We start from the raw sequence: 21508 nt of genomic DNA, 5'->3' as shown, positions 1-21508 counted from the left end.
TGCTTACAACAGAGGATTCATGTATTCAGACCCGGGGATCCTGAATTTGGTTCCCTCTTTCTGTAATTAATTTTCGGCGCGTTTAAACATCAGGGTCTGAGCGTCAGACTCTTCTGGCACGAAGTAGTAACCATCGACGTTGAAGCCGGTCAATTGTTCCACCTCGGTCAGGCGGTGCTTGATGATGTGGCGGGCCATCATGCCGCGCGCCTTCTTGGCGTAGAAGCTGATGATCTTGAACTGGCCGTTCTTCTCGTCCTTGAACACAGGGGTGACGATCCTGCCCTTCAGGGCTTTCGGTCGTACCGACTTGAAATACTCGTCAGAGGCCAGGTTGATCAGCACCTCGTCCCCTTGCGCCGCCAGCGCTGCATTGATGTGCTGGGTAATCACATCCCCCCAGAACTGGTAGAGGTCCTTGCCGCGACTGTTGTCGAGCCGGGTCCCCATCTCCAGCCGATAGGGCATCATGAGATCGAGCGGGCGCAGCACGCCATAGAGGCCGGAGAGCATACGAAGGTGCGCCTGGGCAAAGTCGAAATCCCCGTTGTTGAAATCTTCTACAGCAAGCCCTGTGTAGACATCCCCCTTGAACGCAAGCAGCGCCTGGCGGGCGTTGTCTGGATGGAAGTCAGGTTGCCACTGGGCAAAACGGGCTGCATTGAGGCCGGCCAGCTTGTCGCTGATCTTCATCAGGCTGGCGATCTGGTCCGGTGTCAGCTGGCGGGCCCGGGTGATCAGCTCAGCCGAGTGATCCAGCAATTGGGGTTGGGTGAAACGGGAGGTCACCAGAGGTGACTCGTAATCCAGCGTCTTGGCCGGGGAAACCACAATCAGCATAACGATCCTTTATAGCGGTGACACACGCCCCTCATTCATCCAGGGTGACGTTGTCGAGTGTGCCTGCACCCATCTGCTCACGGCCGGACAGCTTGATCAGCAGTCGCAGGTCGTTGGCCGAGTCGGCATGGGCAAGGGCCTCACTGTAGCCAATTTGGCCGGCACAAAACAGGGTAAACAGTGCCTGATCGAAGGTCTGCATGCCAAGCTCGGTGGACTTGGTCATCACCTCCTTGAGACGGTGAACCTCACCTTTGCGGATGATATCCGTGATGAGCGGCGTGTTGAGCAGCACTTCAAAGGCCGCGAAGCGGCGGCGGCCATCCAGGCTTGGCACCAGTTGCTGGGCGACGATGGCGCGCAGGTTGAAGGAGAGATCGAACAGTAACTGACGGTGTTTCTCCTGCGGTACCAGATGGAGGATGCGATCAAGCGCCTGGTTGGCATTGTTGGCGTGCAGGGTCGCGAGGCAAAGGTGGCCGGTCTCGGCAAATTGCAGTGCGAACTCCATGGTTTCCTGGCTTCGGATCTCGCCGATGAGGATAACGTCAGGTGCTTGGCGCAGGGAGCTCTTCAGCGCCACATCGAATGATTCCGTATCTATGCCCACTTCCCGCTGGGTGATCAGGCTGCGGCCGTGCTGATGCACGAACTCCACCGGATCTTCCACCGTCAGGATATGGCCATCCGCATTCTGGTTTCGATAGCCGATCATGGCTGCTTGAGTGGTGGATTTGCCCGTTCCGGTGGCACCGACGAACAGCACCAGGCCGCGTTTGGCCATGGCTACCTCCTGCAAGATGGGCGGCAGGGTCAGTTCGTCAAAGGTTGGAATGCGGGTCTCGATACGGCGCACCACCATGCCCGGCAGCTCCTGCTGCCAGAAGGCACTCACCCGAAAGCGTCCCAGTGCCTCGCGGTGGATAGCGTAGTTGGCTTCCTTGGTGCGGATGTAACGTTCGAGGTGCTCCTGGCTTAATGTCTCCTTGATCAGAGTCAGGGCGCTCTGCTTGTCGAGCGGTTCTCCCCCCAGAGACTGCAGATGGCCGTTCACCTTGAGGGTGGGGGGCGTACCGACCGTGATGAACAGATCCGAGCCTTTGCGTGCGACCAGTTCGGCCAACAGAGCATCCAGATTCATAATGACTCCTTCCTTAGATTCGTTTTTCATTGTGGTTACACGCTATTGGGGTCGACCGCCTTGGCCTTGGCATCCAGGGAGGCGACCACGCCACGGCTGACCAGCTGTTTGAGGCTCTGATCCATGGTCTGCATGCCGTGGGTCATCCCGGTCTGGATCACCGAGTAGAGCTGGGCGATCTTGTCTTCCCGTATGAGGTTGCGCACAGCGGGTATGCCCATCATGATCTCGTGGGCCGCCACCCGGCCGCCGCCTATCCGTTTGAGCAGGGTCTGGGAGATAACCGCCCGCAGGGATTCGGAAAGCATGGAGCGCACCATGTCTTTTTCCGCGCCGGGGAAGACGTCGATGATCCGATCTATGGTCTTGGCTGCCGATGAGGTGTGCAGGGTGCCGAATACCAGGTGGCCGGTCTCGGCCGCCGTCATTGCCAGACGAATGGTCTCGAGGTCACGCATCTCGCCCACCAGTATGATGTCCGGATCTTCCCGCAGTGCCGAGCGCAGGGCGTTGCTGAAGCTCTTGGTGTCCCTGTGAACTTCCCGCTGGTTCACCAGACAGCGTTTGTTCTCGTGCACGAATTCGATGGGGTCTTCGATGGTGAGTATGTGGTGATGGAAGTTCTCGTTGATGTAGTTGACCATGGCCGCCAGGGTGGTGGACTTGCCCGAGCCGGTCGGCCCCGTCACCAGCACCAGGCCGCGCGGGTATTCGGAGATCTTGCGAAAAATCTCGGGAGCATCGAGATCCTCCAGGCTCAGCACCGTGCTGGGGATGGTACGAAACACGGCTCCTGAGCCGCGAGCCTGCTGGAAGGCGTTGACCCGGAAGCGGGCCAGATTGGGCACCTCGAACGAGAAGTCTACCTCGAAGTTCTCCTCCAGCTCCTTGCGCTGGTGGTCGTTCATGATGTCGTAAATGAGGGCATGCACTTCCCTGTGTTCCAGGGCGGGCAAATTGATCTTGCGAACCTCACCATCAACCCGGATCATCGGGGGAACCCCGGCTGAGAGATGTAGATCCGAGGCTTTATGCTTTACACTGAAAGCCAATAACTCTGTGATATCCATAGACTTGTCATTCTCCCATCACAAGATCACTAACGAAATATGAGCCAGATTGCCCAGCACCTGCTTCAGGTAAAGGAACGTATTGTACAGGCCGCTCGCCGGGCGGATCGCTGTGTCGATCACATCAACCTGCTTGCGGTCAGTAAAACCAAGCCACTTGAGGCCATTTGCGAGGCCTATGCCGCCGGCCAGCGCCGCTTCGGTGAGTCCTATGCCCAGGAAGCGGCCACCAAGATAGATACACTGCGCGAGCAAGCCGTCTGTGCAGACATAGAGTGGCACTTTATCGGCCCGCTGCAATCGAACAAGTCCAGGCTGGTGGCCGAACGGTTCGACTGGGTACAGAGCGTGGACAGAGACAAGCTGATCGAGCGTCTCAACAACCAGCGTCCAGCCGGGTTGGCGCCGCTAAATATCTGTCTGCAAATCAATATTAGCGGAGAGCGCAGCAAATCCGGAACGTCGGAGCAAGAGATTTTCCGGCTGGCCGAGCTGGTCTCCCGCAGCGAACGGCTGGTATTGCGGGGGCTGATGGCCATCCCGGAACATACCAGTGACGAAGCGGTATTGGCCGCCCAGATGGTGCGTATGCAGACTCTGTTCACCGAGCTTGCGCGACAATACCCGAGCGTCGATACCCTCTCGATGGGCATGACCGAGGATCTTGAGCTGGCCATCGCCCATGGCAGCACCATGGTGCGGGTCGGGACCGCCATCTTCGGTGCCCGTGACTATTCATAAGCAAGACTACCTGATGCAATAATATGGAACCCTCGCCTTTATCGGCGCAGGCAGTGACGGTATCAGCAGCTATTTCAGCAACAGGAGTGTTTGATGCAGCAGAGAATCCTCGCCTTTATCGGCGCAGGCAACATGAGCCGCAGTATCATTGCCGGCCTGATCCAGGCGGGTTATCCGGCCGAGCGTATCATAGCCGCCAATCCCAGCCGTCCCAAACTGGATGCGCTGGCGAACGACTACGGCATCCGCATCACCCAGCATAATGCCGAGGCGGCTCGCGAGGCTGACGTCATAGTGCTGGCGGTCAAGCCGCAGTTGATGGCAGGCATGCTGAGCACGCTGGTCGATGAGCTGGGGTCGCTGGCGGGCAAGTTGCTCATCTCCATCGCTGCCGGCATCAAGGTGGCACGCCTTGGCGAGATGGCGGGTGGTCACGCTCGCATTATCCGCACCATGCCCAACACCCCCTCCTTGCTGGGATTGGGCATGACAGGCCTCTATGCCCCCCCCGGGGTTGAGCAGGCCGATCGCGACTTCGCCGAGCAGATGATGCAGGCCGTGGGCAAGACCCTCTGGGTGGCGCAGGAGTCTGGCATCAACGGTGTCATCGCGGCGGCGGGCAGTGCCCCGGCTTACTTCTTCCTGTTCATGCAGGCGATAGCCGAGGAGGCGCAGGCCATGGGCTTCTCGCCCGAGCAGGCGCGCCTGCTGGTGCAGCAGACCGCGCTTGGCGCCGCCGCCATGGTGGAGCAGAATCCCGATTTGTCGCTGCAAACCCTGCGCGAGCAGGTGACCAGCAAGGGGGGGACCACCGCCGAGGCCATCAAGACATTCCAGACGCAGGGGCTGATGCCACTGACCGCTCACGCCATGCAGGCGGCCGTCGAACGGGCTGCCGAGATGGAAACTCTTTTCTGAACACTCTTCTCTTACCGCTGGAGCTCAGATGAACACAGCTTATTTTCTGATTAACACGATTTTTGATATCTACCTCATGGTGGTGCTGCTGCGCGTCTGGCTGCAGTGGGCCCGCGCCGACTTCTACAACCCCATGAGCCAGATGGTGGTCAAGGTGACCAATCCGCTGGTGATACCGCTGCGTCGGGTCATTCCCGGCTTCGGCGGGCTGGACATGGCCTCGGTGCTGCTGGCGCTGATCATCGCCTTCGCCAAGCTGGCGCTGCTCAAGAGCATGAACGTGCTGCTGGCCGACTGGCTCACCATCAGCCTGTTTGCCGCCCTCACCGTGCTGAAGAAAGCGGGCTCCATGATCTTCTGGGTGCTGCTGGTTCGCGCCATCCTGAGCTGGGTCAGCCAGGGTCGCAACCCCATCGAATACGTGATGCACCAGCTGACCGAGCCCTTCCTGGCCCCCATTCGTCGCATTTTGCCGGCGCTGGGCGGGCTGGATCTCTCCGTGCTGGTCGCCTTTATCGGGCTGCAGGCCATAAACTATCTGCTGGGTGATCTGTTCGGCCAGCTGTGGTGGATGATTTGATGCCAGCCGTCCTGCTGGAAGGGGATGAGCTGATATTGCATCTGATGATCCAGCCCAAGGCGAGTCGGGATCAGATCGTCGGACTACACGGTGATGAAGTGAAAGTGGCCATCACGGCGCCGCCGGTGGATGGTCAGGCCAACAGCCACTTGATCAAGTATCTGGCCAAGCAGTTCAAGGTGGCCAAGGGGCAGGTTCGCATAGTGCGCGGGGAGCTGGGGCGGCACAAGACGGTTGCTATCGAAGCGCCCAGGCAGATCCCTGCCGAGATCAGTGCCCTGCTGGAGACTCAGGGTTAACACGAGAAGGATGACACCATGAAAACAGCCTGGATAAGCTGCCTGCTGGCACTGCTGATGACCTTGCCGCTGCGGGCGGAACAGATGAAGGAGCTGGGGCCCTGGCAGGTGCACTACAGCGCCTTCAACTCCAGCTTCCTCACTCCGGACGTGGCCAAGGCCTACGGTCTGGAGCGCAGTCGCTACAACGGCATCATCAATATCGCCGTACAGAACAAGCAAGGTGTGGCGCAGGCTGTGGGTATCACGGGTGAGGCCAAGAACCTCACCGGCACCCTGCGTACCCTGACCTTCCAGGAGGTCAAGGAGGGGGACGCCATCTACTATCTGGCGGTGCTGCCCTATCGCAACGAGGATACCTACCAGTTCACCCTGAAGATCATGGGGGAGGGGCAGCAACAGACGCTCACCTTCCAGCAGACCTTCTACGTCGACTGAGGCTGTTGCCCTGCTTGCCGAATGAAAAAAGCCCCGAACTCAGGTTCGGGGCTTTTTTCATGGGATGGCATCAGCTGGCCGGGGCGAAGTCGTGGATCTCGCCCGAACGCGGGGTGAAGCGAGGATCCTGATCCCGGTTGTGCTCCACCCACTCCATGGTCTGGCAGAAGCTCTCTTGCCTGGCAAACTCTTCGCGCACCTGATCGATGGCCCGTTCAGCGCTGCGCCGTTCCATCTTGCTCGCCTTGCGATCGCTGAACTGTTTTTGCTGGGCCAGCATCCAGTCCGTGAATGCCTGACGGCACTGCGCCTCGCTGGCCGCCTGGGCGGGCAGTGTCATCAACAGGGCGATCATCAATACATAGCGCATAACAAACCGACGACAATAGGGGGAACAGGGTGAAAGGGCGGCATTTTAGGCCGAAAACCTGGGCATGAACAGAGGGAAAGCGGGGCCGACGAGTGGCCGGCCCCGGGCAGGATCAGTGCTTGATGAGGTAGATCTGGCGGCTATAGGCCACGTCTTCCGGGTTGTTGATGGGGTAACCCTTGAGCCAGGGTTTGATCAGCCGGGCGTTGGTGTATTGATAGATGGGAGCGATCGGCGCCTCATCCTGCAATATGGTTTCGGCTTCATCGAACAGCCGGGCCCGCTCGCGGGGATCCTGGCTGCTGGCCGCCTTGGTCAGCAGGGCATCGTAGCCGGCGTTGGCGAAGCGGGCCATGTTGCCGCTGTGGTGGGAGCCCCACAGACCGAGGAAGGCGGAGGGATCGTTGTAATCGGCCACCCAGGAGGAGCGGATCACCTCGAACTGGCCGCTTTGGCGGCTGTCGAGATAGGTTTTCCACTCCTGATTGGTGAGCTCGACCTGGGCGCCCAGTTTCTGCTTCCAGAGGTTGGCGATGGCCAGCGCCATCTTCTTGTGAATTTCCGCTGTGTTGTAGAGCAGGGTGAGCTTGAGCGGCTTGCCCGGGCCGTAACCGGCCTCCTTGAGCAGTGCCTTGGCTTTCTCATCCAGCGCCTGCTGGCTGCTGCTGGAGAGCAGGTTGGCCTTGGGCTCGAAACCGGCCACCACGTCCGGGGTGAAGTGATAGGCCGGTTTCTCGCCCGTGCCCAGCACCTTGGCGGCGATGAGGCCGCGGTCGATGGTGTAGGAGAGCGCCTTGCGCACCCGCACATCGTTCAGCGGCGGCTGTTGGGTGTTGAAGGCGTAGTAATAGGTGCCGAGTTGATCCGGGGTATGAACCTCCCCCGGGATCTGCTGCATCAGCTTGTGATACTGCTCCTTGGGGAAGGACTCCGTGATGTGCAGATCCCCGGCCAGGTAGCGGTTGGTGGCGGCCGTTTCCTGGTTGATGGGCACGAAGGTAACCTTGGTCAGCACTGTATGGGCGCGATCCCAGTAATAGGGGTTGGGGGTCAGCTCCAGCTTCTCGTTCACCACCCGGTGGCTCAGCACGAAGGCGCCGTTGCCGACCAGCTTACCCGGCTGGGTCCACTGGCTGCCGTACTGTTCCATGCTGGCCTGATGCAGGGGGGACAGGCTGGGATGGGTCAGCAGGCTCAGGAAATAGGGGACTGGCTGGGAGAGGGTCACCTGCAGCGTGTGCTCGTCGAGCGCCTTGACCCCAAGTTCGCTGGGGGCAAGCTTGCCGGCCACTATCTCGTCCACCTTGTCGAAGCGGGCCAGCTGGGCAAACCAGGCGAAGGTCGCGGCTTCTTTCGGATCAACCAGTTTGCGCCAGCCGTAGACGAAGTCGGCAGCCTTGACCTTGTCGCCGTTTGACCAGCGCGCATCCGGTCGCAGATGGAAGGTAAACTGCTGATTGTCCTTGTTGTCCCAGCTGGCGGCCACGCCAGGCAGCACCTTGCCGTCCGGTCCCTGGGTCAGCAGCCCCTCGTAGAGATCCCGCAATACCTGCAGTTCGGGCAGGCCGACCAGTTTTAGCGGGCTCAGGCTCGCCGGTTCATCTTTCAGATGACGTACGACGGTCTGTTCGGCGGCGAGTTGAGTGCCGGGCGGAACATCGGCGGCCTGGACACAGGCACAACTCAGCAGGGCCAGCAAGGGACTCCATCCTTTCATGGCTAATCCTTCAAATAGTGTGAAGCGGGGAGAAAACTCGGCGAGAAATGATCGCCGGCAGACGGGAAATCATGATATCCCCTTTGCTGGTCAGACCGCCAGTATGAGTCCCTGGATTTCAGGGATGGTATGGAACCTTATTTGACCCGCTGATCTGCGATCAGGGGAAGAGGAGTGAACGATGAGAGCATGGATCCTGTTGGCCTTGGCCATCAGTCAGGGCGCCTGGGCGCTGGCGCCTTGTGAGCGCGAGACTCAGGTCGGCAGCTGGTGCGAGGTGAACATAGATCAGCTGCACCCGACCCAGGGCGGGGTCGGCCAGATCCAGGTCGACAATACTCAGGCAGAACTGGCGGGCAAGAGCATTAAGCAGCTTGATAAAGTGATGAAAAAGAAAGAGATCCCCATCGTCATAGCACCGGATGGTGGCTACTGGCTAGTGGACAGGCATCACCTCACCAAGGCGCTGTGGCAACTGGGAGTGAAGCAGGCCAGGGTCAAGGTGATCGCGCGGCTGCAGGACAAGTCCAGCTTCTGGAGCCAGATGCAGGGCAATCACTGGGCCTGGCTCAAGGATGAGAAGGGATCTCCCCTGACACCGGAGCAGTTGCCTGCCCATATCGGCGAGCTGTCGGATTACCCCTACCGGACCGTGGCGGGCATGCTGCAGGATGCGGGTTATTTCGAGAAGCGGGATCAGGTCTATTTTGTCGAGTTTGCCTGGGCCAGCTGGCTCGGCCAGCAGATGGACTGGTTGCCGGTCGATGGCGTCAATCTGGCGGATCGTCTCTATCAGGCCAAGCGGCTGGCGTGCAGCAGCAAGGCGGGGGATCTGCCCGGCTATCCCGGCAAGCAGTGCCGGGTCAATCAGTCGCGCAGTGGCAGCTGAGCAACAGCCAAACCAGTCACTAGAGCGGGGTGCCTGGCACCCCGCTCTGGTGTCGTCACGACTGTTCGGCCGGTTGCCAGCGGGCGGCGGCTTGTTCCAGCAAGACCACCTCGCCTTGCTGGATCAGCGGCAGCAGGGCTTGCACCTGTTCATCGGGCCAGTCCCACCAGGCGAGCGCCTGTAGCCGGGCAATCTCGTCCGAGCCAAAGCGCTGGCGGATCACTCTGGCTGGCGTGCCTGCCACCATGCTGTAGGCCGGTACGTCCCGCGTCACCAGGCTGTGGGCGGCGATAATGGCGCCATCCCCGATAGTGACGCCCGGCATTATCATGGCTTCCATTCCTATCCAGACATCGTTGCCGATACGGGTATCGCCGGCGGGGAGGTAGCTGCGCTGGAGGGCATCCAGATCGGCAAACGGATAGGTGCTGATGAAGGCCGGGTTGTGGGTGTGGTTGCCCCCCATGATGATCTTCACGCCGGCGGCGATTTGCACATAGTCGCCTATGTGGAGCTTGTCTATGTGCCAGAGCGGCTTCCAGCCGGTGTCTGGGCTGCGGCTAAAGTTGTCGCCATAGAGATAGCGCACGGCCTCTTCCTCGAACAGGCCGTCCCAGGCCCCCGAGTAGTAGCTGTGCCGCCCCTTGAGGCAGATGTTGGGATTGGTCACCGTCAGATGCAGGTATTCGACCTGCGACCAGTGTTGGCAGTGTGTCATGGCTGTGTTCCTCGTTGAATGGACAGGATGAATGGCGCGAGGAGCGCAGCTAATAGATCCAGACCAGCAGGCGGGGCACGCACAGGGTCGAGCAGCCCAGATCCTGGGGTAAACGGGGTCGCAACATGAAGACGGGGTCCTGACGGTGGAGGCCAGATGATGAACCCGGATGGTAAGACATGAGAAGGGCTATGCCAACCCGGCGAGGCTTTTCTGGTTAAAACCTGCACAAAATATCGGGTTGATATTCATTCTCGACTGGGCATGATGAGGATCCCACCCATAGACTCGGGAGACCGTCATGACGAATCATGTCTGGCAGCGCTACATGCTGGAGGCCGAAAACGCATTGGGGGCCGGGGCGCTCGGCGCCGCCATCTGTCTCTATCAGCAGGCGCTTGCCGAAGTGTACGAACTGGTCGATGAAGATCTGGACGAACTGGCCAGCATGCGGGTGGCCACCTGCCATCGGCTTGCCGACTTCTGGCGCGCCATGGAGGAGCCCGCTTATGAGCTGCGCTACCTCAAGCTCGCCTCCGAGCTGGTGACAGCGTTGGTGCCCCAGTGCCCAAACCTGGGGTGTGAAGCTCTCATCAGTGAGCTGGGTTGCTGCCGGGCGGCGCTCATCTCCTTCCTCAAGCGTCACCCCAATCCCGAGATCGCCAAATTGATCCAGCTGCAGGACAAGGTGCAGGGCTGCGAGCTGATCGGCCGTTTTCGCCTCAACTGAGGATTAGCCTCTAGGCTTGAGCCTTTGCGCGATCCGCTGCTGCGCTTCTTCCCCTTGCAGGGCGAGGGAGAAGGCGCGCGCCTCCAGATCGATGACGAAGTGCACCGCCTGCCTGAGCTCCTGCTTGAGCAGGGCCTTGCTCTTCTGTAGCGCCTTTGGCGGTTTGGCCGCCAGTTTCAAACCCTGCTCACGGGCCAGGGCCAGCAGCGCATCGGTGGCCACCACCCGGTTGGCAAGGCCCAGACGCAGCGCCTCACAGGCATCGATGGCCTCGGCCAGCAGCAAGAGCTCCGCCGCCTTCAGATGGCCCACGGCGCGGGGCAAGAGCAGACTGGAGGCAAACTCCGGCACCAGCCCCAGCTCGACGAACGGCAGTTGCAGCCGGGCGTTGTCCGCCAGATAGACAAGATCGCAGTGCAGCAGCAGGGTGGTGCCTATGCCGACGGCGGGGCCAGCGACCGCAGCTATGACGGGTTTGGGAAAATCCGCCAGGGTGTGCAGGAACTGCAAAATGGGGTCATCGGCATCCAGGCTGGATTTGCCCATAAAATCGGCCAGGTCATTGCCGGCGGTGAAGCAATCGCTTTGTCCCTGTATCAGCAACACATGCACGGCGTCATCTTGTGTCGCTTGGCGTAGTGCTGCGGTGAGGGCGAGATACATCTCGGTATTGAGGGCGTTGCGCTTGTCGGGGCGATTGAGGGTCAGGGTGAGCAAACCATCCTGCTGCTCTGCAACGATAATGGGGTCCATGTCTAAATCCTTGTTATCACAGGCTGTCAAAAGCTTACCGCTGCGGTAATCTTCACGGCGTTTAACAACATCATAAAAGGATTTCAACCATGTTTAAACGTGCGTTTTATTCCCTGCTGGCCCTGGGTCTGGCGGCGCCGGCTTTGGCCAAGGTCGATGCCGTTGATGGCTATGTGCGTCTGCTGCCACCCGGTTCTCCCAATACAGCCGCCTTTCTGGTGCTGAAAAATGACGCCGACAAATCGGTGAAGCTGGTCGCCGCCGCCTCGCCCGAGGTGGGCCGGGCCGAACTGCACACCCATCTGCACGAGAACGGGGTCATGAAGATGCGCCAGGTCGAGAGCATAGAAGTGCCGGCAAAAGGGGAAGTGGCGCTCAAACCCGGCAGCTTCCACATCATGCTGTTCGAGGTGCGCGAGCTGTCTCAGGGCACTCCCTTCCCGCTGACCCTGACCATGGATGACGGTCAGAAGCTGGAATTGAGCCTGCCGGTAAAGCCAATTGAACCCATGGCAGGCATGCAGCACTGACATTAATGGACGCTTGTTCAGTTTTTTACACTGTGTATTCCCGTCGCACTGGGTAAAATGATGGCCTTTCCAGTCCATAAGAGAGTGACATGATGAAGAAGACCTTGATTGCCGGTTGTGTGCTGGCCCTGTTCAGCCAAGCTGCCATGGCTGCTGATGACTGGCGTATCGCTGCCGGTACCGATGTATGGAACGCGCAGGGCAGCGGCCAGATCAACGGTGTCGGGGCCAACGGCAGCTATGACGAAAATTACAACTGGAGCGGCTATCTGCAACTGGAGCACGGCATCATTCTGCTGCCCAACGCCAAGTTCGAGATGTCCGATTTCGGTACCAGCGGCGGTGCCCTCAATAACGATCTGATGGCCTACGACCTGAGCCTCTACTATCGCCTGTTCAACAACGACCTGTTCCAGATTGACCTGGGTCTGACCGGCCGTCGTTACGATGGCGATTTCAACACCCAGCACTACTCCTATGACAAGGATGTGCTGATGGCTTACACGGGTGCCGAAGTGCGCATCCCGGGTACCGGCTTTGCCGCCTTCGGCGATGCCCGCGTGCAGGATGCCGACAACTATGACTACCGTCTGGGTGGCTCCTACAAGTTCGCTTCCGTCCCCCTCAAGGTGCGTGCCGGCTGGCGAGATGCAAGCATGGACTTCGATCGCGTTGATCAGCGGGTTGATGGCTGGTTCATCGGCGGCGAATTCACTTTCTAATCTGACCGTCAGCTGACGACGAGGAGCGATAATGGGCCACATCATAGTGACGGGGGCGGGATCCGGGCTGGGTCGTGCTCTGACGATAGGACTGGTTGAACGCGGTCATCAGGTCTCCATGATGGGGCGTCGTTATCAGCGGTTGCAGGAACAGGAGCGGCTGCTCGGTAGCGCCGTGATCGGCATAGCCGCCGATCTGGCGCACCACGAGGAAGTTGACGTGGCGTTTGCCGCCGCGGTGGAGTGGGGCGGTTTGCCCGAGCTGGTGCTGCACTGCGCCGGCGTGGGCGAGTTTGGTCCGGTCGGTGTCTATACCGCCGAGCAGATCCGCCGGGTGGTGGAGAGCAATCTTATCTCCACCATTCTGGTGGCCCAGCAGACGGTACGGCTTATCGGCGACAAGGGCGGAGTGTTGGCCAACGTGCTCTCCTCCGCCGCTCAGGTGGGCAAGGCGAACGAGAGCCTCTATTGCGCCTCCAAGTGGGGGATGCGGGGCTTCCTGGAGTCCTTGCGCGCCGAACTGAAAAGCTCGCCCCTGCGGCTGGTCAACCTCTATCCGAGCGGGATCCGTAGCGAATTCTGGGACAACTCGGAGCACGTTGACCCCAGCGGTTTCATGACCCCGGAAGATGCGGCGGCCTACATGCTGGATGCGCTGGAGGCCAGAAGTAGCTGCCATGTGACCGATCTCTTTATCGGTCGCAATGGCTGAGGCAGAGCCCTGCCATCCGCTTCCTCTCGTCAGGTACAGCAGAAACAAAAAGCGCGCCATCAGGCGCGCTTTTTTATGTTGGCAAGGGGGGCGGAATTAACGACCCAGCTTGGCCTTGAGCATGGCAACGATCTCTTTGATCGCCACTTCCTGCTTCTCGCCGGAGCGGCGGCACTTGTACTCCACCACGCCGTTGTCCAGACCGCGATCACCGATGACGATGGCGTGCGGCACACCCAGCAGCTCCATGTCGGCGAACATGACGCCCGGGCGCTCCTTGCGGTCATCGAACAGCACATCCACACCGGCGGCCTTCAGCTCGGCGTAGAACTGCTGTGCCTGCTCGGCCACTCGCTCGGATTTGTGCATGTTCATCGGCACTATGGCCACTTCGAACGGGGCTATGGCGTCCGGCCAGATGATGCCGTACTGGTCGTTGTTCTGCTCGATGGCGGCGGCCACCAGACGGGAAACCCCGATACCGTAGCAACCCATCTCCATGGTGACGGACTTGCCGCCTTCGTTCAGCACGCTCGCCTTCATCGCTTCGGAGTACTTGGTACCCAGCTGGAAGATGTGGCCCACTTCGATACCGCGCTTGAGCAGCAGCTTGCCCTGGCCGCACGGGCTCGGGTCGCCTTCCACCACGTTGCGCAGGTCGGCAACGTCATAGGTAGCAATGTCGCGATCCCAGTTGGCACCGGTCAGGTGGAAGCCGGTCTCGTTGGCGCCGCAAATAAAATCGCTCAGCTGGGCTGCGCTGCGATCGACGATGATGCGACCGGCAAAGCCGACCGGGCCGATGGAGCCCGCATCGCAACCGGCGGCAGCTTTAATCTGCTCGTCGTTGGCGAAGGTCAGCGGGTTGGCAACACCCGGTAGTTTCTCGGCCTTGATCTCGTTTAGCTCATGATCGCCACGCAGTACCAGCGCGATGACGGCCTGCTTGCCGTGCTCATCTTCCTCTGCCAGTACCAGCAGGGTCTTGGCGATGGCGGTCGGTGCCACGCTCAGGAAAGCAGCGACGTCATCTATGGTGTGAACAGCCGGGGTGGCAACCTTGGTCAGGGCCTTGGTCGCGGCAGCGCGCTCACCAGCGGGTGCCAGCGCTTCGGCCATCTCGATGTTGGCGGCGTAATCTGAGGTATCGGAGAAGGCAATCAGATCTTCACCGCTCTCAGCCAGCACCTGGAATTCGTGGGAACCGGTACCGCCGATGGAGCCGGTATCGGCCTGCACCGGACGGAAGTTCAGCCCCATGCGGGTGAAGGCGGCGCAGTAGGCGGCATGCATCCGCTCGTAGGTCTCGATCAGCGAGGCCTTGTCGATGTGGAAGGAGTAGGCGTCCTTCATCAGGAACTCGCGACCACGCATCACACCGAAACGGGGGCGTACTTCATCGCGGAACTTGGTCTGGATCTGGTAGAGGTTGAGCGGCAGCTGCTTGTAGCTGTTCACTTCGTAACGCACCAGCGAGGTGATCACCTCTTCGTGGGTCGGGCCCAGCACGAAGGGACGGTTGTGACGGTCGGTCAGGCGGCACAGCTCGGGACCGTAGTCATCCCAGCGGCCGGACTCCTGCCACAGCTCGGCGGGTTGTACCACCGGCATGGAGACTTCGATGGCACCAGCATTGTTCATCTCTTCGCGAACAATGTTCTCGATCTTTTTCAGTACCCGCAGGCCGGACGGCAGCCAGGCATACATGCCGGAGGCCAGTTTGCGGATCATGCCGGCGCGCAGCATCAGCTGATGGCTGACGACTTCGGCGTCGGACGGGGTTTCCTTGAGAGTGGAAAGCAGGTATTGGCTGGTACGCATCGCTCGTGACCTTAGATAAGACGGGCCGCGGGGCCCTGGATAAATTCAAGAGCGGAATTTTAACAGGGAGGGCCTTGCGGCCCAAGGGCTAAATTTAGCGCAGCGGGAGAAAGCGGGGGCCGGGCCCCCGCCCGTGTCAGACCCGAAATTGCGACAGCAGTCGTTGTTGCAGCAGGCTTGCCTGGTGCAGGGAGGAGGCGAGTTGCAGGCATTCCTGCGCCTCCTGTTCACCTGTCTGGGCTTGCAGGCTGATGCCGGAGACCTTGTCCGAGGTGTGGCTCAGGGTGTGGGAGAGCTGGCCGGTGGCATCCGCCACCTGCTGTACCATGCCGGCCAGATGGTCGATGGCTTCTTCCACCTTGAACAGGATCTGCTTGGTGTTGTCGGAATCCTGCATGCCCGACTCCACGGTTTTCAGGTTGCGCTGCATCATCAGGTAGGCCTTCTCGGTCTGCTGTTGAATGCTGTTGATCACCTCGGTGATCTCGGCACTGGAGGAGGCGGTACGGTTGGCCAGGGTGCGCACCTCGTCGGCCACCACGGCAAAGCCCCGGCCCATCTCGCCGGCCCGGGCCGCCTCGATGGCAGCGTTGAGCGCCAGCAGGTTGGTCTGCTCCGAGATACTGCTGATGGTGGAGATGATCTGGCCAATCTGGCTCGCCTGCTCCTTGAGGGCGTTGATGGCGTTGGCGCACTCGCCCACCTCCACAACTACCCGCTGCATGCCGTTGCTGGCGGAGGTCACGTACTGACTGCTCTCGGCGGTAAGCTGGCGTACCTCGTTGGCGTTTTGCGCCGCCAGGCTGCAACTGTCCGAGATGGAGGTGGCGACCTGCACCATCTGCTCGCTGTCGTGGTGCAGCGCCTGGGCATGTTCGGCGGTCTGGCGGCTGCTCTGGCTGATGGCCTCGACCCGGTTGACCGAGGTGTGCACGTGGTCGCTGATATGCTGGTTGTTGTCCATGGTGGAGCTGATTATCTTCTGCAGCTTCTCGATGAAGCGATCCACACTGCTCGCCAGCGAGCCTATCTCATCGTCCCGCTTGAGATTGATCCGCGCGTTGAGATCGCCATCACCAGCAGCTATGTCCTGCATGCGCTGATTGACCTGCAATAGGGGTCTGACTATGGTGCGAACCAGCCAGAAACCGCAGAGGGCGACGATCAACAGGCTAATCACCAGGCCACTCAGGATCAGGTTCCTGGTATGGCCGATGATGGTATTGAGCTGATTCACCTGATCCTCGACCGTGGCATCACCCTTGGCCTCGACCTTGACCAGCACCTGCTTGAGCTGTTCGGCACTGCTCTCGTATAGCGCCAGCTGGCTCTGGTAATCGCTCAGGGCGGCAATCCACTGGCTCATCAGTCGCTGATTGTCGGCCTGCAGGGCCCGGTATTGTACCGCCAGCGACTGGCCGGCGAACTCCCCCTCACCCGGGATATCGAACAGCCCCGTGGCCAGCATGCCATCGACCGCCTCCTGATAGAAGCGGGTCGCCTCCTTCAACTCGACCTGGATGGCGGGGGTCGGGCCTTCGCTTTGCATCTTCTCCAGCGCATAGAGCTGGCGCAGGAAGCCGATGTTGGCCTCCATACCGCCGTCGGCCGCTTGCCAGCGGGTGGCGAGGCCGCCATTCCAGCTGATGGCCTGATCCGGCGACTGGGTGAGGCTCTCGACTGCGCCATCGCCGACCACTTCCAGTTGGGTGGAGAGACGGGACATGCGTTCCGAGCTGGTGCGCAGCGCCTGATCGACGCCGGTATAGGTACGATAGAGCGTCAGCAGCTTGTCCTGCTGTTGCCGATAATCCTGCTGGTGCTGGTCCATGGTGTTGATTGCCGTCTCATCGATGAGATGACCTTCACCTACCCGGCGCAGGGCATCTGTGGCTGCCTCTCTGGCCCGTTGCAGCTCGGGCTCGTCGAGTGGCATGCCTCTGAGCATTTTCTGGATATAAAGCGACTGGTTGCCGAGTTCTATGGATCCCTCCATGGCGCCATCGGCGGTCTGCCAGGCAGCACCCAATACATAGGAGAGCAAATCGGCCAGCCGCTGGCTGCCATACCAGCCGATTACCCCCATGCCCAGTGTGCAGCCGAGCAGGATAGTCAGCCCCAGATTCGATGTAGTGACAATTTTCATGATGAAGGACCTTCCTTGGTTCCGAACAAACCCAGTTCAGTGTTCTCTTAATGGCAAACATTTGCCATTCCCGGTGGAAAATAAAGTTACTGCTCAGATCCGATCCAAGCATGGCTCCGAAAGCGTGAAGATGCCGAGAATCCTCTGCCGTACTCCGCCGCCCTATGCTGGATACTTATCCAGTTATTCTTTATGCTATGACCCAATTTACAGATAGATGGTTTGGCGAGGAGAGAGCCGTGATTGGTCGCTTGAGAGGCGTAGTCATTGAGAAACAACCCCCCGAGGTGCTGCTGGAAGTCGGGGGCGTGGGCTATGAGGTACAGATGCCCATGAGCTGCTTCTATGATCTGCCCGAGATCGGCAAGGAAGCGACCATTCACATCCACTTCGTGGTGCGTGAGGATGCCCAGCTGCTGTATGGCTTCAATCACAAGCAAGAGCGGGCGCTGTTTCGCGAGCTGATCAAGACCAACGGCGTCGGCCCCAAGCTGGCGCTGGCCATCCTCTCCGGCATGACGGCCACCCAGTTCGTGCTGAGTGTCGAGCGTGAGGAGATAAGCTCCCTGGTCAAATTGCCTGGCGTGGGCAAGAAGACAGCCGAGCGGCTGGTGGTGGAGATGAAGGACAGGCTCAAGGGCTGGGTCAGCCACGATCTCTTCTCGCCGGCCGAGATCAGCCTGCCGCCCAAAGAGAGCAGGCTGCGGGCGCCCGATGCGAGCGAAGAGGCGGCCAGCGCGCTGGTGGCTCTGGGCTACAAGCCGCAGCAGGCCAGCCAGATCGTCAGCAAGATAGCCATCGATGGTATGTCGGTGGAAGATATCATCCGTGAATCCCTGCGTAGTCTGGTGTGAGGTAGGCAATGATTGAAGCGGACCGTCTCATTTCCGCCACCGGCGTGCGTGAGGATGAAATCATCGATCGGGCCATACGGCCAAAGATGCTGGCCGATTACACTGGCCAGGATCCCGTCTGCGAGCAGATGGAGATCTTCATCGAGGCGGCGCGCCAGCGTGGTGAAGCACTCGATCACCTGCTTATCTTCGGCCCGCCGGGTCTGGGCAAGACCACGCTCGCGAACATTGTCGCCAACGAGATGGGGGTCAACATCAAGACCACTTCGGGCCCTGTGCTGGAAAAGGCCGGCGATCTGGCGGCGCTGCTCACCAATCTCGAACCCAATGACGTGCTGTTTATCGACGAGATCCACCGGCTGAGCCCAGTGGTGGAGGAGGTGCTCTATCCGGCGATGGAGGATTACCAGCTCGACATTATGATAGGGGAGGGCCCCGCCGCCCGATCCATCAAACTCGACTTGCCTCCCTTTACCTTGATCGGCGCCACTACCCGGGCCGGCTCCCTGACCAGCCCGCTGCGGGATCGTTTCGGCATAGTGCAGCGGTTGGAGTTCTACAACGTCAAGGATCTGACCGACATCGTCTCCCGCAGCGCCCGTTGCCTGGGGCTGGAGATGACCAGTGACGGCGCCTTGGAATTGGCTCGTCGTTCCCGCGGTACTCCGCGGATTGCCAACCGTCTGTTGCGTCGCGTGCGCGATTTTGCCCAGGTCAAGTCTGATGGCCGGATAGACGGACCCATAGCGGCCCGAGCCATGGACATGCTGGACGTGGACAATGAAGGTTTCGACTTCATGGACCGCAAGCTATTGTTGGCTGTGATAGACAAGTTTCTGGGGGGGCCTGTGGGTCTCGATAACCTGGCGGCCGCCATCGGCGAAGAGAAAGACACTATCGAGGATGTGCTGGAGCCCTATCTGATCCAGCAGGGCTATCTGCAACGTACACCCAGAGGGCGGATGGCGACACCGAGAGCATATGCGCATTTTGGCTTGCAACGGCCAGATGAAAGGTGAAAACAGCTATTTGAACAAAAAACCGCCATCAAGGGCGGTTTTTTGTTATCCGGGCAAAAAAAAGCCCACGGCGGATGCGGTGGGCAAAGACAATTCAGGATGGATGTTCACAGACAGTGAGTGCGTCTGGACACAGACCGGAAAAAAACAGAGGAGCCGTCGCGAGACCTCAGAGTCGGTTCATTTGATAGAGCTGAACGAACGAAAGCTTGTAGTAACGGATGGTTTTAGCAACAAACTTTTTCATCTTAAATTCCAATAGACAGGTTCGAAATGTTCATCGAATACGTACCGGGAACCCAGATTGACCGGCCTGTATCCAAGGGTATGCCCTCACTGCGAGGCGCATTGTAGGAGCTCTGTCGGACTCGGACAAACAAGAAAAATTACCCATATCAGATTAGATTAACTAATCATTTGTTTGGGTTGTCGAATTAGCATGAACATGCGTTTTTACTGGTTTTTAATTGGATTTAGCGGCGGGCTGCCAAGGGTAGGGAAACATTATGAAAATCCGCTTGAACGTTGTTTTTTAACAGAAGCGTCACTTATTGGTGATGATATTAAATTTGATTTAAATCAATGATTTGCGATTTAGTGTTTTTTGTGACGCAGCTCTCCAAATTAAATGGAACGCGACGTGAAAATGCCTTTGAAAGGCATGTATTGGTGATGGTTTTACATTGATTTCAATCAAATAAAGGTGATATAAAACATCGGTCATTATGGGCGGGAATAAAGCAAGTCTGATTGTTTTGCAATTGTTAAACATTAGCTTTTTTTGTTCCTGTGTATTGCCTTGTTGTTAATGCTGGTAGCAGTCGAATCCGGTCGCCAGTGCAAACTGGAGCGTGACCGATCATTCGGGGACTTCCAACGGAAGCTTTGTCCTTAAAACTTAAAATAGCCGTGCCAATAATCGGTGAGGAAACATCATGATTGCTGAGCATGTGGTAGACCTATCGCGGTTCCAATTCGCTGCGACGGCCCTTTATCACTTCCTGTTTGTACCCCTGACGCTCGGAATGGCCTTCATTCTGGCGATCATGGAATCTGTCTATGTGATGACCAACAACCCTGTCTACCGGGACATGACCAAGTTCTGGGGCAAGTTGTTTGGTATTAACTTCGCCCTCGGGGTTACCACAGGGCTGACCATGGAGTTTCAGTTCGGTACCAACTGGGCCTATTACTCCCACTATGTCGGCGATATCTTCGGGGCCCCGCTGGCCATCGAAGGCTTGATGGCCTTCTTCCTGGAATCCACCTTCGTCGGCATGTTCTTCTTTGGTTGGGATCGCCTGACCAAGCGTCAACATCTGGCTTCGACCTGGTTGATGGCGCTGGGGACCAACCTCTCCGCCCTCTGGATCCTGGTCGCCAACGGCTGGATGCAGAACCCGGTCGGTGCCGAGTTCAACTTCGAGTCCATGCGGATGGAGATGGTGAGCTTCGCCGAACTGGTGTTCAACCCGGTTGCCCAGGTCAAGTTCGTCCACACGGTCGCGGCCGGCTATACCACGGGCGCCATGTTCGTGCTGGGCATCTCTTCCTATTACCTACTGAAGAATCGTGATGTGGCCTTCGCCCGTCGCTCCTTCGCCATCGCAGCGGCCTTCGGTATGGCCTCCATCCTCTCTGTGCTGATCCTAGGTGACGAGTCCGGCTACGAGACGGGTGAAGTGCAGAAGGTGAAGCTGGCGGCCATCGAGGCCGAGTGGAACACGGAACCGGCTCCTGCATCCTTTACCCTGTTCGGTATCCCGAACCAGGAAGAGATGCGCACCGATTACGCCATCAAGATCCCGTATGCGCTCGGCATCATCGCCACCCGTTCCCTGGATGGCCAGGTGACCGGCCTCAAGGATCTGAAGAGCGAGCATGAGCTGCGCGTGCGCAACGGCATGACCGCCTATGACCTGCTGACCAAGCTGCAATCCGGCGACAAGTCCGACGATACCCGTGCCCGCTTCGATGAAGTGAAGCAGGATCTGGGCTACGGTTTGCTGCTCAAGCGTTACACCAACAACGTGACCGACGCGACCGACGAACAGATCAAGGCTGCCGTGGATGACTCCATCCCGCAGGTTGCACCGCTGTTCTTCGCCTTCCGCATCATGGTTGCCTGCGGCATGCTGATGCTGCTGCTGATCGGCCTGGCCTTCTATGACAGCACTCGCCACAAGATCGGTGAGCGCAAATGGCTGCTCAAGGCGCTGCTGTGGGGTATCCCGCTGCCCTGGATCGCCATCGAATGCGGCTGGTTCGTCGCGGAATATGGCCGTCAGCCCTGGACCATAGCCGAAGTGCTGCCGACCTCTGTCTCTGCATCCAACGTGCCTGCGTCCGAGATCTGGTTCTCCCTGATCGGGATCTGCCTGTTCTACACGGTGCTGCTCATCATAGAGATGTACCTGATGTTCAAGTATGCGCGTCTGGGCCCAAGCAGCCTGAAGACGGGCAAGTACCACTTCGAACAGAGCAAGGCATAAGGAGAGTA

The 21508-nt window shown here is 59.2% G+C and carries 23 protein-coding genes; 14 read left to right on the top strand and 9 right to left on the bottom strand.

Annotated features, from left to right (window positions below):
- Window positions 1-66: 66 nt before the first annotated feature.
- From yaaA to tapT, 3 genes are read right to left on the bottom strand one after another with little or no spacing between them, the layout of a single operon-like run.
- Entirely contained in the window at window positions 67-840 is a 774-nt protein-coding gene (yaaA, locus tag BN1128_RS00520; protein ID WP_042865627.1) for a peroxide stress protein YaaA, read from the bottom strand.
- Window positions 841-871: 31 nt separating this feature from the next.
- Window positions 872-1981, bottom strand: a complete 1110-nt coding sequence (tapU, locus tag BN1128_RS00515; protein WP_042865626.1) for a type IVa pilus ATPase TapU — start codon at window positions 1979-1981, stop codon at window positions 872-874.
- Window positions 1982-2016: 35 nt separating this feature from the next.
- Window positions 2017-3051, bottom strand: coding sequence for a type IVa pilus ATPase TapT (tapT, locus tag BN1128_RS00510; RefSeq protein WP_042063177.1), 1035 nt, complete (start codon window positions 3049-3051; stop codon window positions 2017-2019).
- Between the two features lie 39 nt (window positions 3052-3090).
- Between tapT and BN1128_RS00505 the strand changes: the two genes are divergently transcribed.
- From BN1128_RS00505 to BN1128_RS00485, 5 genes are all read left to right on the top strand, one after another.
- A complete protein-coding gene (locus BN1128_RS00505) occupies window positions 3091-3792 on the top strand; it encodes a YggS family pyridoxal phosphate-dependent enzyme (protein WP_042865625.1) in 702 nt (233 codons plus the stop codon).
- Window positions 3793-3885: 93 nt separating this feature from the next.
- A complete protein-coding gene (gene proC, locus BN1128_RS00500; RefSeq protein ID WP_042865624.1) occupies window positions 3886-4710 on the top strand; it encodes a pyrroline-5-carboxylate reductase in 825 nt (274 codons plus the stop codon).
- 28 nt (window positions 4711-4738) lie between these two features.
- Window positions 4739-5290, top strand: coding sequence for a YggT family protein (locus BN1128_RS00495; protein WP_042865622.1), 552 nt, complete (start codon window positions 4739-4741; stop codon window positions 5288-5290).
- Window positions 5290-5589, top strand: a complete 300-nt coding sequence (gene yggU / locus BN1128_RS00490; protein ID WP_042865621.1) for a DUF167 family protein YggU — start codon at window positions 5290-5292, stop codon at window positions 5587-5589. The genes BN1128_RS00495 and yggU overlap by 1 nt, the downstream gene beginning before the upstream one ends.
- Before the next feature lie 18 nt (window positions 5590-5607).
- Entirely contained in the window at window positions 5608-6027 is a 420-nt protein-coding gene (locus BN1128_RS00485; RefSeq protein WP_042036157.1) for a DUF4426 domain-containing protein, read from the top strand.
- A 70-nt stretch (window positions 6028-6097) separates the two neighbouring features.
- On the opposite strand, the gene BN1128_RS00480 is transcribed toward BN1128_RS00485, so the two are convergent.
- Both BN1128_RS00480 and BN1128_RS00475 read right to left on the bottom strand, forming a co-directional pair.
- Window positions 6098-6397, bottom strand: coding sequence for a hypothetical protein (locus tag BN1128_RS00480; RefSeq protein WP_042865620.1), 300 nt, complete (start codon window positions 6395-6397; stop codon window positions 6098-6100).
- Between the two features lie 112 nt (window positions 6398-6509).
- Window positions 6510-8114: a peptide ABC transporter substrate-binding protein gene (locus tag BN1128_RS00475; protein WP_042865619.1), complete on the bottom strand. Its 1605-nt coding sequence runs from the start codon at window positions 8112-8114 to the stop codon at window positions 6510-6512.
- 181 nt (window positions 8115-8295) lie between these two features.
- Between BN1128_RS00475 and BN1128_RS00470 the strand changes: the two genes are divergently transcribed.
- Complete coding sequence (locus BN1128_RS00470) at window positions 8296-9003, top strand: ParB-like protein (protein ID WP_042865617.1); 708 nt, start codon at window positions 8296-8298, stop codon at window positions 9001-9003.
- A 55-nt stretch (window positions 9004-9058) separates the two neighbouring features.
- Here the strand turns inward: BN1128_RS00470 and BN1128_RS00465 are convergent, their stop codons facing one another.
- Window positions 9059-9721 carry a CatB-related O-acetyltransferase gene (locus BN1128_RS00465; protein WP_042865616.1) on the bottom strand — a complete coding sequence of 221 codons (663 nt, stop codon included), beginning with the start codon at window positions 9719-9721 and terminating at the stop codon, window positions 9059-9061.
- Window positions 9722-10022: 301 nt separating this feature from the next.
- Between BN1128_RS00465 and BN1128_RS00460 the strand changes: the two genes are divergently transcribed.
- Entirely contained in the window at window positions 10023-10451 is a 429-nt protein-coding gene (locus BN1128_RS00460; protein ID WP_042865615.1) for a DUF2753 family protein, read from the top strand.
- A gap of 3 nt (window positions 10452-10454) precedes the next feature.
- On the opposite strand, the gene BN1128_RS00455 is transcribed toward BN1128_RS00460, so the two are convergent.
- Window positions 10455-11204: an enoyl-CoA hydratase-related protein gene (locus BN1128_RS00455; protein WP_042865614.1), complete on the bottom strand. Its 750-nt coding sequence runs from the start codon at window positions 11202-11204 to the stop codon at window positions 10455-10457.
- A gap of 89 nt (window positions 11205-11293) precedes the next feature.
- Between BN1128_RS00455 and BN1128_RS00450 the strand changes: the two genes are divergently transcribed.
- From BN1128_RS00450 to BN1128_RS00440, 3 genes are all read left to right on the top strand, one after another.
- On the top strand, window positions 11294-11734 hold the full coding sequence (locus BN1128_RS00450) for a copper chaperone PCu(A)C (RefSeq protein ID WP_042865613.1): 441 nt from the start codon (window positions 11294-11296) through the stop codon (window positions 11732-11734).
- A 92-nt stretch (window positions 11735-11826) separates the two neighbouring features.
- Window positions 11827-12456: a TIGR04219 family outer membrane beta-barrel protein gene (locus BN1128_RS00445; protein WP_042865656.1), complete on the top strand. Its 630-nt coding sequence runs from the start codon at window positions 11827-11829 to the stop codon at window positions 12454-12456.
- A gap of 31 nt (window positions 12457-12487) precedes the next feature.
- A complete protein-coding gene (locus tag BN1128_RS00440; RefSeq protein WP_042865612.1) occupies window positions 12488-13168 on the top strand; it encodes an SDR family oxidoreductase in 681 nt (226 codons plus the stop codon).
- A 96-nt stretch (window positions 13169-13264) separates the two neighbouring features.
- Here the strand turns inward: BN1128_RS00440 and BN1128_RS00435 are convergent, their stop codons facing one another.
- Together BN1128_RS00435 and BN1128_RS00430 are read right to left on the bottom strand one after the other, a co-directional pair.
- On the bottom strand, window positions 13265-14989 hold the full coding sequence (locus BN1128_RS00435) for a proline--tRNA ligase (RefSeq protein ID WP_042865611.1): 1725 nt from the start codon (window positions 14987-14989) through the stop codon (window positions 13265-13267).
- A 136-nt stretch (window positions 14990-15125) separates the two neighbouring features.
- A complete protein-coding gene (locus BN1128_RS00430; protein WP_042865609.1) occupies window positions 15126-17135 on the bottom strand; it encodes a methyl-accepting chemotaxis protein in 2010 nt (669 codons plus the stop codon).
- Window positions 17136-17374: 239 nt separating this feature from the next.
- On the opposite strand from BN1128_RS00430, the gene ruvA reads away from it, so the two are divergent.
- The 4 genes from ruvA (at window position 17375) to cydA (ending at window position 21500) form a co-directional block, all read left to right on the top strand.
- Window positions 17375-17989, top strand: a complete 615-nt coding sequence (gene ruvA / locus BN1128_RS00425) for a Holliday junction branch migration protein RuvA (RefSeq protein ID WP_042865608.1) — start codon at window positions 17375-17377, stop codon at window positions 17987-17989.
- A gap of 8 nt (window positions 17990-17997) precedes the next feature.
- Entirely contained in the window at window positions 17998-19008 is a 1011-nt protein-coding gene (gene ruvB, locus BN1128_RS00420) for a Holliday junction branch migration DNA helicase RuvB (RefSeq protein WP_042865606.1), read from the top strand.
- 439 nt (window positions 19009-19447) lie between these two features.
- The gene (locus BN1128_RS25095) at window positions 19448-19594 is read left to right on the top strand and encodes a hypothetical protein (protein ID WP_156140046.1); all 147 of its coding nucleotides are present in this window, start codon (window positions 19448-19450) and stop codon (window positions 19592-19594) included.
- A gap of 349 nt (window positions 19595-19943) precedes the next feature.
- The gene (gene cydA / locus BN1128_RS00415) at window positions 19944-21500 is read left to right on the top strand and encodes a cytochrome ubiquinol oxidase subunit I (protein ID WP_042865605.1); all 1557 of its coding nucleotides are present in this window, start codon (window positions 19944-19946) and stop codon (window positions 21498-21500) included.
- The last annotated feature ends 8 nt before the right edge of the window (window positions 21501-21508 follow it).

The organism is Aeromonas piscicola, assembly GCF_000820005.1.
GTDB classification, from domain to species: Bacteria; Pseudomonadota; Gammaproteobacteria; order Enterobacterales; family Aeromonadaceae; genus Aeromonas; species Aeromonas piscicola.
The sequence above is the reverse complement of the archived record's forward strand: the minus strand, read 5'-3'. Positions and strand labels throughout refer to the sequence as shown.

Coding starts and splice junctions, on each gene's coding strand:
- yaaA (WP_042865627.1), bottom strand. CDS start 840: ATGCTGATTGTGGTTTCCCCGGCCAAGACGCTGGATTACGAGTCACCT.
- tapU (WP_042865626.1), bottom strand. CDS start 1,981: ATGAATCTGGATGCTCTGTTGGCCGAACTGGTCGCACGCAAAGGCTCG.
- tapT (WP_042063177.1), bottom strand. CDS start 3,051: ATGGATATCACAGAGTTATTGGCTTTCAGTGTAAAGCATAAAGCCTCG.
- BN1128_RS00505 (WP_042865625.1), top strand. CDS start 3,091: ATGAGCCAGATTGCCCAGCACCTGCTTCAGGTAAAGGAACGTATTGTA.
- proC (WP_042865624.1), top strand. CDS start 3,886: ATGCAGCAGAGAATCCTCGCCTTTATCGGCGCAGGCAACATGAGCCGC.
- BN1128_RS00495 (WP_042865622.1), top strand. CDS start 4,739: ATGAACACAGCTTATTTTCTGATTAACACGATTTTTGATATCTACCTC.
- yggU (WP_042865621.1), top strand. CDS start 5,290: ATGCCAGCCGTCCTGCTGGAAGGGGATGAGCTGATATTGCATCTGATG.
- BN1128_RS00485 (WP_042036157.1), top strand. CDS start 5,608: ATGAAAACAGCCTGGATAAGCTGCCTGCTGGCACTGCTGATGACCTTG.
- BN1128_RS00480 (WP_042865620.1), bottom strand. CDS start 6,397: ATGCGCTATGTATTGATGATCGCCCTGTTGATGACACTGCCCGCCCAG.
- BN1128_RS00475 (WP_042865619.1), bottom strand. CDS start 8,114: ATGAAAGGATGGAGTCCCTTGCTGGCCCTGCTGAGTTGTGCCTGTGTC.
- BN1128_RS00470 (WP_042865617.1), top strand. CDS start 8,296: ATGAGAGCATGGATCCTGTTGGCCTTGGCCATCAGTCAGGGCGCCTGG.
- BN1128_RS00465 (WP_042865616.1), bottom strand. CDS start 9,721: ATGACACACTGCCAACACTGGTCGCAGGTCGAATACCTGCATCTGACG.
- BN1128_RS00460 (WP_042865615.1), top strand. CDS start 10,023: ATGACGAATCATGTCTGGCAGCGCTACATGCTGGAGGCCGAAAACGCA.
- BN1128_RS00455 (WP_042865614.1), bottom strand. CDS start 11,204: ATGGACCCCATTATCGTTGCAGAGCAGCAGGATGGTTTGCTCACCCTG.
- BN1128_RS00450 (WP_042865613.1), top strand. CDS start 11,294: ATGTTTAAACGTGCGTTTTATTCCCTGCTGGCCCTGGGTCTGGCGGCG.
- BN1128_RS00445 (WP_042865656.1), top strand. CDS start 11,827: ATGAAGAAGACCTTGATTGCCGGTTGTGTGCTGGCCCTGTTCAGCCAA.
- BN1128_RS00440 (WP_042865612.1), top strand. CDS start 12,488: ATGGGCCACATCATAGTGACGGGGGCGGGATCCGGGCTGGGTCGTGCT.
- BN1128_RS00435 (WP_042865611.1), bottom strand. CDS start 14,989: ATGCGTACCAGCCAATACCTGCTTTCCACTCTCAAGGAAACCCCGTCC.
- BN1128_RS00430 (WP_042865609.1), bottom strand. CDS start 17,135: ATGAAAATTGTCACTACATCGAATCTGGGGCTGACTATCCTGCTCGGC.
- ruvB (WP_042865606.1), top strand. CDS start 17,998: ATGATTGAAGCGGACCGTCTCATTTCCGCCACCGGCGTGCGTGAGGAT.
- BN1128_RS25095 (WP_156140046.1), top strand. CDS start 19,448: ATGAACATGCGTTTTTACTGGTTTTTAATTGGATTTAGCGGCGGGCTG.
- cydA (WP_042865605.1), top strand. CDS start 19,944: ATGATTGCTGAGCATGTGGTAGACCTATCGCGGTTCCAATTCGCTGCG.